The 12,346-nt window shown below is 61.7% G+C and carries 18 protein-coding genes; 15 read left to right on the plus strand and 3 right to left on the minus strand.

The annotated features are described in order from the left end of the window. Positions 1 to 85 precede the first annotated feature (85 nt). The 14 genes from fusA (at position 86) to AC1RCS_RS01360 (ending at position 9,670) form a co-directional block, all read left to right on the plus strand. Positions 86 to 2,188: an elongation factor G gene (gene fusA / locus AC1RCS_RS01295; RefSeq protein WP_218296707.1), complete on the plus strand. Its 2,103-nt coding sequence runs from the start codon at positions 86 to 88 to the stop codon at positions 2,186 to 2,188. A 220-nt stretch (positions 2,189 to 2,408) separates the two neighbouring features. Continuing rightward, the gene (gene tuf, locus AC1RCS_RS01300; RefSeq protein ID WP_056642984.1) at positions 2,409 to 3,599 is read left to right on the plus strand and encodes an elongation factor Tu; all 1,191 of its coding nucleotides are present in this window, start codon (positions 2,409 to 2,411) and stop codon (positions 3,597 to 3,599) included. Between the two features lie 26 nt (positions 3,600 to 3,625). Further along, positions 3,626 to 3,937, plus strand: a complete 312-nt coding sequence (gene rpsJ / locus AC1RCS_RS01305; protein ID WP_005796953.1) for a 30S ribosomal protein S10 — start codon at positions 3,626 to 3,628, stop codon at positions 3,935 to 3,937. Positions 3,938 to 4,162: 225 nt separating this feature from the next. Continuing rightward, entirely contained in the window at positions 4,163 to 4,837 is a 675-nt protein-coding gene (rplC, locus tag AC1RCS_RS01310; protein ID WP_218298005.1) for a 50S ribosomal protein L3, read from the plus strand. After that, complete coding sequence (gene rplD / locus AC1RCS_RS01315; protein ID WP_008906425.1) at positions 4,837 to 5,457, plus strand: 50S ribosomal protein L4; 621 nt, start codon at positions 4,837 to 4,839, stop codon at positions 5,455 to 5,457. The genes rplC and rplD overlap by 1 nt, the downstream gene beginning before the upstream one ends. Then, positions 5,454 to 5,768, plus strand: coding sequence for a 50S ribosomal protein L23 (gene rplW, locus AC1RCS_RS01320; protein ID WP_007847815.1), 315 nt, complete (start codon positions 5,454 to 5,456; stop codon positions 5,766 to 5,768). The genes rplD and rplW overlap by 4 nt, the downstream gene beginning before the upstream one ends. 2 nt (positions 5,769 to 5,770) lie before the next feature. Further along, entirely contained in the window at positions 5,771 to 6,595 is an 825-nt protein-coding gene (gene rplB, locus AC1RCS_RS01325) for a 50S ribosomal protein L2 (protein WP_010467175.1), read from the plus strand. Between the two features lie 10 nt (positions 6,596 to 6,605). Further along, a complete protein-coding gene (rpsS, locus tag AC1RCS_RS01330; RefSeq protein WP_010467177.1) occupies positions 6,606 to 6,881 on the plus strand; it encodes a 30S ribosomal protein S19 in 276 nt (91 codons plus the stop codon). 9 nt (positions 6,882 to 6,890) lie between these two features. Next, positions 6,891 to 7,223 carry a 50S ribosomal protein L22 gene (gene rplV / locus AC1RCS_RS01335; RefSeq protein WP_007847806.1) on the plus strand — a complete coding sequence of 111 codons (333 nt, stop codon included), beginning with the start codon at positions 6,891 to 6,893 and terminating at the stop codon, positions 7,221 to 7,223. Positions 7,224 to 7,238: 15 nt separating this feature from the next. Beyond that, positions 7,239 to 8,120 (plus strand): 30S ribosomal protein S3, encoded by an 882-nt coding sequence (gene rpsC / locus AC1RCS_RS01340; protein WP_142149114.1) that lies wholly within the window; start codon positions 7,239 to 7,241, stop codon positions 8,118 to 8,120. Positions 8,121 to 8,122: 2 nt separating this feature from the next. Continuing rightward, entirely contained in the window at positions 8,123 to 8,539 is a 417-nt protein-coding gene (rplP, locus tag AC1RCS_RS01345) for a 50S ribosomal protein L16 (RefSeq protein ID WP_218298006.1), read from the plus strand. A 16-nt stretch (positions 8,540 to 8,555) separates the two neighbouring features. Continuing rightward, a complete protein-coding gene (gene rpmC / locus AC1RCS_RS01350; protein ID WP_008906429.1) occupies positions 8,556 to 8,750 on the plus strand; it encodes a 50S ribosomal protein L29 in 195 nt (64 codons plus the stop codon). 9 nt (positions 8,751 to 8,759) lie between these two features. Further along, the gene (gene rpsQ, locus AC1RCS_RS01355) at positions 8,760 to 9,029 is read left to right on the plus strand and encodes a 30S ribosomal protein S17 (RefSeq protein ID WP_218298007.1); all 270 of its coding nucleotides are present in this window, start codon (positions 8,760 to 8,762) and stop codon (positions 9,027 to 9,029) included. Between the two features lie 134 nt (positions 9,030 to 9,163). Beyond that, a complete protein-coding gene (locus tag AC1RCS_RS01360; RefSeq protein WP_218341849.1) occupies positions 9,164 to 9,670 on the plus strand; it encodes a peroxiredoxin in 507 nt (168 codons plus the stop codon). 67 nt (positions 9,671 to 9,737) lie between these two features. On the opposite strand, the gene AC1RCS_RS01365 is transcribed toward AC1RCS_RS01360, so the two are convergent. Together AC1RCS_RS01365 and AC1RCS_RS01370 are read right to left on the minus strand one after the other, a co-directional pair. Then, positions 9,738 to 10,229, minus strand: a complete 492-nt coding sequence (locus AC1RCS_RS01365) for a GNAT family N-acetyltransferase (protein WP_218298009.1) — start codon at positions 10,227 to 10,229, stop codon at positions 9,738 to 9,740. A gap of 49 nt (positions 10,230 to 10,278) precedes the next feature. Then, complete coding sequence (locus AC1RCS_RS01370; RefSeq protein ID WP_492244708.1) at positions 10,279 to 10,962, minus strand: cytochrome b/b6 domain-containing protein; 684 nt, start codon at positions 10,960 to 10,962, stop codon at positions 10,279 to 10,281. A 169-nt stretch (positions 10,963 to 11,131) separates the two neighbouring features. Between AC1RCS_RS01370 and AC1RCS_RS01375 the strand changes: the two genes are divergently transcribed. Beyond that, positions 11,132 to 11,587 carry a c-type cytochrome gene (locus tag AC1RCS_RS01375; RefSeq protein ID WP_218298011.1) on the plus strand — a complete coding sequence of 152 codons (456 nt, stop codon included), beginning with the start codon at positions 11,132 to 11,134 and terminating at the stop codon, positions 11,585 to 11,587. A gap of 236 nt (positions 11,588 to 11,823) precedes the next feature. On the opposite strand, the gene AC1RCS_RS01380 is transcribed toward AC1RCS_RS01375, so the two are convergent. Next, complete coding sequence (locus AC1RCS_RS01380) at positions 11,824 to 12,327, minus strand: TlpA disulfide reductase family protein (RefSeq protein ID WP_218298012.1); 504 nt, start codon at positions 12,325 to 12,327, stop codon at positions 11,824 to 11,826. Positions 12,328 to 12,346 lie beyond the last annotated feature (19 nt).

Consider the following 12,346-nt stretch of genomic DNA (forward strand, 5'->3'; position numbering starts at 1 on the left):
TTGAGGCGGTCACAAAATTGACGGGTCGCAGCGCCACAATGCTGGGCCCTTCCCCTGAATAACACGACCCATCCAAGGATCCACCATGGCTCGCAAGACTCCCATCGAGCGCTACCGCAATATCGGTATCTCGGCCCACATTGACGCTGGCAAGACCACGACCACCGAACGTATCCTGTTCTACACGGGCGTGAGCCACAAGATTGGTGAAGTGCACGACGGCGCTGCCACCATGGACTGGATGGAGCAGGAACAAGAGCGCGGCATCACGATCACCTCGGCTGCCACGACCTGCTTCTGGAAGGGCATGGACAACTCCTACGAAGAGCACCGCTTCAACATCATCGACACCCCCGGTCACGTGGACTTCACGATCGAAGTGGAACGTTCGATGCGCGTGCTCGACGGCGCCTGCATGGTGTACTGCGCCGTGGGTGGCGTGCAGCCCCAGTCGGAAACCGTCTGGCGCCAGGCCAACAAGTACAAGGTGCCCCGTCTGGCCTTCGTGAACAAGATGGACCGTACCGGTGCCAACTTCTTCAAGGTCTACGAGCAGATGAAGCTGCGCCTGAAGGCCAACCCCGTGCCCGTGGTGATCCCGATCGGCGCCGAAGACAAGTTCACCGGCGTGGTCGACCTGCTCAAGATGAAGGCCATCCTGTGGGATGAAGCCTCGCAGGGCATGAAGTTCACCTACGAAGAAATTCCAGCCGACCTGGTCGCATCCGCCAAGGAATGGCGCGAGAAGATGGTGGAAGCCGCTGCCGAAGCCTCCGAAGAGCTGATGAACAAGTACCTGGAAGAGGGCGACCTCTCCGAAGCCGAGATCAAGTTCGGCCTGCGTACGCGTACCATCGCCACGGAAATCCACCCGATGCTGTGCGGTACCGCTTTCAAGAACAAGGGTGTGCAGCGCATGCTGGACGCCGTGATCGACTACCTGCCAGCACCGACGGACATTCCTGACGTGACCGGCACGGACGAAGACGAAAAGCCTGTCACCCGCAAGGCGGATGACAACGAGAAGTTCTCGGCCCTGGCATTCAAGCTGATGACCGACCCGTTCGTGGGCCAGCTGACCTTCGTGCGCGTGTACTCCGGCGTTCTGAGCAAGGGCGACACCGTCTACAACCCCATCAAGGGCAAGAAGGAACGTATCGGCCGTATCGTGCAGATGCACGCCAACGAGCGTCAGGAAGTCGAAGAAATCCGCGCCGGCGACATCGCTGCCTGCGTGGGCCTGAAGGACGTGACGACCGGTGAAACGCTGAGCGACATCGACTCCCAGATCATTCTGGAGCGCATGGTGTTCCCTGAGCCCGTGATCACGCAGGCCGTGGAACCCAAGACCAAGGCCGACCAGGAAAAGATGGGCATCGCGCTGCAGCGCCTGGCTGCAGAAGATCCATCCTTCCGCGTGAAGACCGACGAAGAATCGGGCCAGACGCTGATCGCCGGCATGGGCGAGCTGCACCTGGAAATCATCGTGGACCGCATGAAGCGTGAATTCGGCGTGGAAGCCAACGTGGGCAAGCCCCAGGTGGCCTACCGCGAAACCATCCGCAAGACGGTGGAAGAAGCCGAAGGCAAGTTCGTGCGCCAGTCCGGCGGCAAGGGCCAGTACGGCCACGTCGTGCTCAAGATCGAACCCAACGAAGCCGGCAAGGGCATCGAGTTCGTCGACGCGATCAAGGGCGGTGTGGTTCCTCGCGAATTCATCCCGGCCGTGGAAAAGGGTATCAACGAAGCCGTCACGCAAGGCGTGCTGGCCGGCTACCCCGTGGTGGACGTCAAGGTCACGCTGCACTTCGGTTCGTACCACGATGTGGACTCGAACGAACTGGCGTTCAAGATGGCTGCCATCTTCGGCTTCAAGGAAGGCTGCCGCAAGGCCAACCCCGTCATCCTGGAACCCATGATGGCCGTGGAAGTGGAAACGCCTGAAGACTACGCCGGCACGGTGATGGGCGATCTGTCCTCCCGCCGTGGCATGGTCCAGGGCATGGACGACATCCCGGGCGGTGGCAAGGCCATCCGCGCCGAAGTGCCGCTGTCGGAAATGTTCGGCTACTCGACCTCGCTGCGTTCCGCGACGCAAGGCCGCGCCACGTACTCGATGGAATTCAAGCACTACAGCGAAGCGCCTCGCAACGTGTCCGAAGCCATCATGGCTGCACGCGCCAAGTAAGCGCGTCGAGTGAAAGGTCTGCCCTGGGCAGCCTTTCCTCTTTTTTTTGAGTCAAATTGGCTGCTGGCGCTTGTCTATAAAGCGCTAGCAGCTATTAAAACAGTAGCAAAATTCTTGCAATCTGCGACCCGGTGCCGTCCTGTTGCCCTGTGCGGGACGAACCAGCAATCGGGTGCAGACGTTAAACCCCAACACAGGCATTGCTCTTTGGAGATTCAAAATGGCAAAAGGTAAATTCGAACGGACCAAGCCTCACGTCAACGTGGGCACGATCGGCCACGTGGACCATGGCAAGACGACGCTGACGGCGGCCATCGCCACCGTGCTGTCCGCCAAGTTCGGCGGCGAAGCCAAGGCATACGACCAGATCGATGCGGCGCCCGAAGAAAAGGCCCGCGGCATCACGATCAACACCGCGCACGTGGAATACGAAACGGCCAACCGCCACTACGCCCACGTGGACTGCCCCGGCCACGCCGACTATGTGAAGAACATGATCACCGGCGCTGCCCAGATGGACGGCGCCATCCTGGTGTGCTCGGCTGCTGACGGCCCCATGCCCCAGACCCGTGAACACATCCTGCTGGCCCGCCAGGTGGGCGTGCCTTACATCATCGTGTTCCTGAACAAGTGCGACATGGTGGACGACGAAGAACTGCTGGAACTCGTCGAAATGGAAGTGCGCGAACTCCTGGACAAGTACGACTTCCCAGGCGACGACACCCCCATCATCCGTGGTTCTGCCAAGCTCGCCCTGGAAGGCGACAAGGGCAAGCTGGGTGAAGAAGCCATCATGAAGCTGGCCGAAGCGCTGGACACCTACATCCCCACGCCAGAGCGCGCTGTGGACGGTGCCTTCCTGATGCCCGTGGAAGACGTGTTCTCCATCTCCGGCCGCGGCACCGTGGTGACCGGTCGCGTCGAGCGCGGCATCATCAAGGTCGGCGAAGAAATCGAAATCGTCGGTATCCGCGACACGCAAAAGACCATCTGCACGGGCGTGGAAATGTTCCGCAAGCTGCTGGACCAAGGTCAAGCTGGCGACAACGTTGGCCTGCTGCTGCGCGGCACCAAGCGCGAAGACGTGGAGCGCGGCCAAGTGCTGTGCAAGCCCGGCTCGATCAAGCCCCACACCCACTTCACCGCTGAAGTGTATGTGCTGAGCAAGGACGAAGGCGGCCGCCACACCCCGTTCTTCAACAACTACCGCCCACAGTTCTACTTCCGCACGACCGACGTGACCGGCGCCATCGAGCTGCCGGCCGACAAGGAAATGGTCATGCCTGGCGACAACGTGTCGATCACCGTCAAGCTGATCAACCCCATCGCCATGGAAGAAGGCCTGCGCTTCGCCATCCGCGAAGGCGGCCGTACGGTCGGCGCTGGCGTCGTGGCCAAGATCATTGCTTAATTCATAAGCAGAACAAGGAACTTGCCATGTCCAAGCAAAAAATCCGCATCCGCCTGAAGGCGTTTGACTACAAGCTGATCGACCAGTCCGCTGCCGAGATCGTTGACACCGCCAAGCGCACCGGCGCCATCGTCAAGGGCCCTGTGCCCCTGCCGACGCGCATGAAGCGTTTCGACATCCTGCGCTCGCCGCACGTCAACAAGACCAGCCGCGACCAGCTCGAAATCCGCACGCACCAGCGCCTGATGGACATCGTGGACCCTACGGACAAGACCGTGGACGCCCTGATGAAGCTCGACCTGCCCGCGGGCGTGGACGTCGAAATCAAGCTGCAGTAATGGCTTTTGCGGGGTGGGTTCGCCCACCCCGTAAGGTCCGAAATAACGCGAACTTGCTTGCGAAAGCAGTTCGCGTTATACTTTAGGGCTTCGCTCGATTTGCGCCTTTGAAAAGGTGCCGGCCGTGCGGAGTTTTATTAACCTTCTTTCATGCACGCAGGCGAGAGCTTGCGGAAACGCCGTAGCCAATTGAAGTTGCGGCGGTGAGAGTTTTGGAGAAAACCAATGAGTCTGAGCAACTCCCTCGGGTTGCTGGGTCGCAAAGTGGGCATGATGCGTCTGTTCACCGATGATGGGGACGCAGTGCCTGTCACGGTGGTGGATGTGTCCAACAACCGCGTTACCCAGATCAAAACCCAAGAGAACGATGGCTACGTGGCCCTGCAGGTCACGTTCGGTTCGCGCAAAGCATCGCGCGTGACCAAGCCAGAAGCCGGCCACCTTGCCAAGGCAGGTGTGGAAGCCGGTGAAATCATCCAGGAATTCCGCGTGACCGCCGATACCGCAGCCCAGTACCAAGCTGGCGCTTCGGTGGCTGTGACGTCCGTGTTCTCCGTGGGTCAGAAGGTCGACGTGCAAGGCACCTCGATCGGTAAAGGCTACGCCGGTACCATCAAGCGCCACAACATGAGCTCGCAGCGCGCGTCGCACGGTAACAGCCGTTCGCACAACGTGCCTGGCTCGATCGGTATGGCACAAGACCCAGGTCGTGTGTTCCCCGGCAAGCGCATGACGGGCCACCTCGGCGATGTCACCAAGACCACGCAAAACCTCGATGTGATCCGCATCGACGAAGCGCGTCAACTGCTCTTGATCAAGGGCGCTATTCCGGGCTCCAAGGGTGGGTTCGTGACGGTGCGTCCAGCGGTCAAGGCCAAAGCCTCCAAAGGAGCGAACTAATGCAGCTCGAACTCCTGAATGACCAAGGCCAGGGCGCATCCAAGCTGGATGTTCCTGAAACCGTGTTCGGTCGTGAATACAACGAAGATCTGGTGCACCAGATCGTGGTGGCCTATCAGGCCAACGCCCGCCAAGGCACTCGCGCCCAGAAGGACCGCGAGCAAGTCCGTCACTCGACCAAGAAGCCTTTCAAGCAAAAGGGTACGGGTAACGCACGTGCAGGTATGACCTCGTCGCCACTGTGGCGCGGGGGCGGTCGGATTTTCCCGAACATGCCTGACGAAAACTTCACGCAGAAGATCAACAAGAAGATGTACCGCGCTGGTATGTCTGCCATCTTGTCGCAGCTGGCCCGCGAAGGCCGTCTGGCTGTGGTCGACTCGCTGAAGCTGGACTCGCCCAAGACCAAGGTCCTGGCTGACAAGTTCAAGGCGATGAACCTGCAATCGGTGATGGTGATCGCCGATGAAGTGGACGAAAACCTGTACCTGGCTTCGCGCAATCTGGTGAACGTGCTCGTCGTCGAGCCCCGTTACGCAGATCCCGTGTCGCTGGTCCGTTTCAAGAAAGTGCTCGTCACCAAGGGTGCAATCGACAAACTCAAGGAGATGTTCGCATGAGCACACTCAAGTTTGACGAAGGTCGTCTGATGCAAGTGCTGGTCGCTCCCATCGTGTCCGAAAAGGCCACCATGGTTGCCGAGAAGTCCAATGCTGTGACGTTCAAGGTGCTGCAGAACGCTACCAAGCCAGAAATCAAGGCCGCTGTGGAATTGATGTTCAAGGTCGAGGTCAAGGGCGTTTCTGTGGTGAACACCAAAGGCAAGACCAAGCGCTTCGGCAAGACCGTCGGCCGCCGCGACAACGTTCGCAAGGCATACGTCACGCTGCAGCCAGGTCAAGAGCTGAACCTCTCCGGGGAGGCCGCGTAATCATGGCTGTCATCAAGATGAAACCCACTTCGCCCGGCCAACGTGCCGTGGTGAAGGTCACGCGTGACCACCTGTACAAGGGTGAAGCGTACGCCCCTCTGCTGGAACCACAATTCCAGAAGGCCGGCCGTAACAACAACGGTCACATCACCACCCGCCACAAGGGCGGTGGTCACAAGCACCACTACCGCGTGGTGGACTTCAAGCGCAACAAGGACGGCATTCCGGCCAAGGTTGAGCGCATCGAGTACGACCCCAACCGTACGGCCCACATCGCTCTGGTGTGCTATGCCGACGGCGAGCGCCGCTACATCATCGCTCCCCGCAACCTGGAAGTGGGCGCAACCCTGCTGTCCGGTTCGGAAGCCCCGATCCGCGCTGGCAACACGCTGCCGATCCGCAACATCCCCGTGGGTTCGACCATCCACTGCATCGAGCTCAAGCCCGGTGCCGGTGCGCAGATCGCCCGCTCGGCAGGTGCTTCGGCAACGCTGCTGGCCCGCGAAGGCGTTTACGCCCAGGTGCGCATGCGCTCGGGTGAAGTTCGCAAGATCCACATCGAATGCCGCGCCACCATTGGCGAAGTGGCCAACGAAGAACACAGCCTGCGCCAACTGGGCAAGGCCGGTGTGAAGCGCTGGATGGGTATTCGTCCCACGGTTCGCGGCGTTGCCATGAACCCGGTGGATCACCCTCACGGTGGTGGCGAAGGCCGCACCGGCGAAGGCCGCCATGCAGTCGATCCTTGGGGCAATCTGACCAAGGGTTATCGCACCCGTAACAACAAGCGCACACAGATCATGATCGTGTCGCGTCGCAAGAAGTAAGGGGTAACAGATGACTCGCTCTCTTAAAAAGGGTCCATTTGTTGACCATCACTTGCTGGCCAAGGTCGAAAAGGCCGTTGCCACCAAGGACAAGAAACCAGTCAAGACCTGGTCGCGTCGCTCCATGGTTCTGCCCGAGTTCATCGGTCTGACCATTGCCGTGCACAACGGCAAGCAGCACGTACCTGTCTATGTCACCGACCAGATGGTGGGCCACAAGCTGGGCGAATTCGCCCTGACGCGCACCTTCAAGGGTCACCCCGCTGACAAAAAAGCGAAGAAGTAAGGAACGACCATGTCTGAAACACGTGCAGTCCTCCGGGGCGTCCGTCTGTCGGTCGACAAGGGCCGTCTGGTCGCCGATCTGATCCGCGGCAAGAAGGTGGACCAGGCTCTGAACATCCTGAACTTCACGCAGAAAAAAGCTGCGGGAATCGTCAAGAAGGTTCTGGAGTCGGCCATCGCCAACGCCGAACACAACGATGGCGCCGACATCGACGAACTGAAGGTCAAGACCATCTACGTCGAACAAGGCACCACGCTCAAGCGCTTCACCGCGCGCGCCAAAGGCCGCGGCAATCGCATCAGCAAGCCCACGTGCCATGTGTACGTGACGGTTGGCAACTAAAGGCTCGGGAAGACTATGGGACAGAAAATCCATCCTACCGGCTTCCGCCTTGCGGTCAGCCGCAACTGGTCCAGCCGTTGGTACGCCAGCAACCGCGATTTCGCGGGCATGCTGGCCGAAGACATCAAGGTGCGTGAGTACCTGAAGGCCAAGTTGAAGAACGCCGCCGTGTCGCGCATCCTGATCGAGCGTCCTGCCAAGAACGCCCGCATCACCATTTACTCGGCTCGTCCTGGTGTGGTGATCGGCAAGAAGGGTGAAGACATCGAGAACCTCAAGAAGGAACTCGCTGCTCGCCTGGGCGTGCCCGTCGCAGTGAACATCGAAGAAGTGCGCAAGCCTGAAATCGATGCCAAGCTGATCGCCGACAGCATCACGCAACAGCTCGAAAAGCGGATCATGTTCCGCCGCGCCATGAAGCGCGCCATGCAGAACGCCATGCGTCTGGGTGCCCAGGGCATCAAGATCATGTCGTCCGGCCGTCTGAACGGTATCGAAATCGCTCGCTGCGAGTGGTACCGCGAAGGCCGCGTGCCACTTCACACGCTGCGTGCGGACATCGACTACGGTACCTCTGAAGCCAAGACCACCTACGGTGTGATCGGCGTCAAGGTCTGGGTCTACAAGGGTGACACGCTGGGCCGCAATGACCTGCCCGCCGTGGAAACGCCTCGTCCAGACGAAGAGCGCCGCCCACGCGGTCCACGCCGTGATGGCCGCCCAGGTGGCGACCGTCCAGGCGCAGGCCGTGGCCCACGTCGTCCTGTCGGTGGCAACACCGCTCCGGCCGACGGCAGCGACAAGCCAGCGGAAGCTGGTGGCGCTGATAACACCGCCGTTAAGCGCGTACGCAAAGTCGCCGCGCCCGCTACAGCAGCGGACGGTAAAGGAGAATAACTATGCTGCAACCTGCTCGCCGCAAATACCGCAAGGAGCAAAAGGGCCGTAACACTGGTGTCGCAACGCGGGGTTCCTCCGTTGCGTTCGGTGATTTCGGTCTGAAGTGCACCGACCGTGGCCGTCTGACGGCCCGTCAGATCGAGGCTGCACGCCGTGCAATCTCCCGTCACGTCAAGCGTGGCGGCCGTATCTGGATCCGCGTGTTCCCGGACAAGCCAATCTCTACCAAGCCCGCAGAAGTGCGTATGGGTAACGGTAAGGGCAACCCCGAGTACTACGTGGCCGAAATCCAGCCCGGCAAGATCGTTTTCGAGATCGTCGGTGTGCCCGAAGAACTGGCCCGTGAAGCGTTCCGCCTGGCTGCCGCCAAGCTGCCGCTGCGCACCACGTTCGTCAGCCGCCTGATCGGCGCGTAATTCAGGAGAACAAGCAATGAAGACTACTGAACTGCGCCAAAAAGACGTCGCCGGCATCGAAGCCGAAATCAAGGCGCTGCAAAAGGCCCATTTCGGCCTGCGCATGCAAAAGGCCACGCAGCAACTGGGTAACACCAACACGCTGCGCACCACCCGCCGCGATATCGCCCGTGCCAAGACCATTCTTGCTGAAAAGCAAGCCGCCAAGTAAGGAGCCCACATGACGGAACCTAAAAAATCCCTCAAGCGCACCTTGGTTGGCAAGGTGGTCAGCGACAAGCGTCAAAAGACCGTGACCGTGCTGGTCGAGCGCCGTGTGAAGCACGAGCTCTACGGCAAGATCGTTGCGAAGTCGAGCAAGTACCACGCCCATGACGAAAAGGGCGAGTACAAGCTGGGCGACGTGATCGAAATCACCGAGAGCCGTCCGCTCTCCAAGACCAAGAACTGGGTTGCCACCCGCTTGGTGCAAAAGGCCGGCCTGCTCTAAGCCCTCCCGGCTTCCAGGCAGCACAGCCCCTCAAAACGACCCACAATGTGGGTCGTTTTGTTTTGTGGGCCGCGTTTTTTTGCAGGCCTGCAGGCGAATGTGTTCAATACCCCCAGCAACCCAAGGAGAGATCAATGATCAAAGTCGGTGACACCCTGCCAGCCAGCACCCTGATGGAATACTCGGAAGTCGAGGGCGAAGGCTGCTCCATCGGCCCGAATCCCGTGCCGGTGGACAAGGCCACGGCAGGCAAGACGATTGCCCTGTTCGCGCTGCCTGGCGCCTTCACGCCCACCTGCTCGGCCAAGCATGTGCCTGGCTACGTGGAAAAGGCAGCCGAATTCAAGGCCGCCGGCGTGGACGAGATCTGGTGCGTGAGCGTGAACGATGCCTTCGTGATGGGCGCCTGGGCGCGCGACCAGAAGACCGACGGCAAGGTGCGCATGCTGGGCGACGGCGATGCCACCTTCGCCAAGGCGACCGGCCTGACGCTGGACCTGAACGGCAAGGGCCTGGGCCTGCGCAGCAACCGCTATTCGATGCTGGTGCGCGATGGCAAGGTGGTCACGCTCAACGTGGAGGCCCCTGGCAAGTTCGAGGTGAGCGACGCCGACACCCTGCTGGCCCAGGCCAGGGCGTGATGCCCTGATTTGCTATTCAATTGGTAGCTTCTGGCGCTTGTGAACCAGGCGCCAGAGCCCAAAAACCTCAGAAGATATCGACCTTGAGGTAGTGGGCCCCCGCAATGGGGTTGTGGTAGTAGGGCGGAATCTCCTCGAAGCCCAGGTCGGTGTACAGCGCGCGCGCCGACTCCATGTCGTCAAGGGTATCGAGCAGCACACAGGCATAGCCTGCCTGCCGCGCGAGGTCGAGCATGGCTTCGGCCAGCTCGCGGCCCAGGCCGAATCCACGGAACGCCTTGCGCACGTACAGGCGTTTCATCTCGCTCGCATTGGGGTAGTCGGCCGCATCCAGCGGCCGCAGGGCGCAGCAGCCCGCTATCGCACCCTCCACCTCGGCCAGCAGCAGGGCACCGCGCGGCGCGGCATAGTCGCCGGGCAGGTGGGCCAGCTCGCTCTCGAAGTCCTGAAAGCACAGATCGACGCCCAGGGTGTCGGCGTATTCGCGGAAGATGTCGCGGACCGCCTGAAGCTCGGCAGGCGAGGAGGGGATCCGCAGGGTGACGGCAGGCTTGTCCAAGGCACAAAGTGGTGTGAAACGACGGAAGCCGCAGTGTAGCCAGTTCGGTTCAGAACCCGGGCGCCGCCGCCAGTGTCGACACCCACCAGGCCAGCCCGAAGCTCAGTCCCAGCACCACCAGCGCGACCACCCGGGTGGCCAGATCGTCGCGCGATGCAGGCGCGGGCGCCGCCAGCAGCTTGTCGCCGTGCAGCATGGGCTTGACCAGGCGCTGCTTGCGCACCAGCACGTAGAACACGATGGCCAGCAGGTGCAAGGCCACCAGCGCCAGCACCAGGTACTGCCCGATTTCCTTGTGGTAGCCCGTGGCCTGGCCCACCACCGCATTGGGCACGAACCGGGTGAGCGGGCCGGCAAAGGCGATCTCGTCATCGCTGAGCAGGCCGGTTGCCACCTGCGCGGCCAGCACGGCCAGCAGCGCGAACACGGACAGCGCCCCCAGGGGGCTGTGGCCGATGCTGTCCTCGGCGTGCGCCGCGCCGCGCACATAGCGCAGCACCCGGGCGGGGGAGTACAGGAAGCTCGCGAAACGCGACCAGCGCCCGCCGATCAGTCCCCAGACGGCGCGGAACACCAGCAGCGCCAGCACCACGTGGCCCAGCCGGAAATGCCACTCCATGGCGTTGCCGCCCACCTTGGCCGTGACCACCAGTGCCACGACGCAGGCGGCCAGGGTCCAGTGGAAGATGCGGGTGGGAAGGTCCCAGATGCGTACGGTGTGCTGCTGCGTCATGGTGGCGGTGGGCTGGGTGTTGAGGAGGAGGGGAATGGCCGCATTGTGAAGGAGGCGGGGTAAACCCGGAAGGAGGGCGCCGCTGCGAAACCCGTGGTAAACCGGCATACTCCCTGCGGGTCAAAAGGTTTTTGCATTTACCCCCCCCACGAAAAAAGGAAATACCCCCATGAAAGCACTTGCCGCGTTCGCCCTTGCCGCTGCCACGCTGACCGTGTCGGCACCGGCCTCCGCCCAGTTCGCCAAGGCCGAGGACGCCATCAAATACCGCCAGAGCGCACTCTTCGTGATGGGCCAGCACTTTGGCCGGCTCGGTGCCATGGCCAACGGGCGCATTCCGTTCGATGCCAAGGCGGCGCAGGAGAACGCGGATGTGGTGGCCCACATGGCCAAGCTGCCCTGGGCGGGCTTCGGGGCGGGCACGGACAAGGGCGCTCCCACCAAGGCGCTGCCCGAGATCTGGACCGAGCAGGCCAAGTTCAAGGAACACTCCGAGAAGCTCGAGGCCGAATCCGTCAAGCTGGCCGCCGCGGCCAAGACCGGCAGCCTGGACAACCTGAAGACGGCCTTTGGCGCTGCCGCGGGCACCTGCAAGGCCTGCCACGACAACTACCGCGCCAAGTAAAGTGCATCGCCCTGAGCGGCGTTGCCGCTTCTCCCTTCTCTCTGCGCGCTGCGCGCTCCGGGAGGGGGGACGACGCCAGCGCGGCGGGACAGCCCTTGTGCGGCGTCCGCTGGCCGGGGCCGCGCGCGCTCAATGCGCATGCTATTAAAATGGTAGCTGTTTGCGCTGAACCCATAAGCGACAAAGGCCGATTTCGCATGAAATCGGCCTTTTGCCTTTGAAGGTGCCGTAGCGGCTCAGGTCTCGGCCAGCAGCTTTTCGATGAGCTGGTGCAGCTCGGGGAAGTTGGGTGCGCCCACGTAGGTCTTCACGATCTCGCCGCGCTTGTTCACGATGAAGGTCGAGGGCGTGAGCCGCACATCGCCCCAGGCCTGGGCCACCTTGCCGGTGTTGTCGATGGCGACCTGGAAGGGAAGCTTGCGGGTTTCGGCAAAGTTCACCACGTAGCTGGGCGGGTCGTAGCTCATGGCCACGGCCAGGGTGTCGAAGCCCTTGGCGTGGTACTTGTTGTAGGTCGCCACGATCTCGGGCATCTCGGCCACGCAGGTGGTGCAGCTCGTGGCCCAGAAATTCACCAGCGTGACCTTGCCGCGCAGATCGGCGGTGGACTTGCTGGAGCCGTCCAGCAGCACGAAGTTCGACTCCGGCGCCACGGAGCGGCCCGTATCCAGGTACACATAGGCGCCCACGGCCGCGAACGCCGCCACCGCCACACCTGCTGCCCAATGCTTGATCGCCATGACTTCCTATCCATCCAGA

It is taken from the genome of Acidovorax sp. GW823-FHT01C06 (assembly GCF_058798375.1).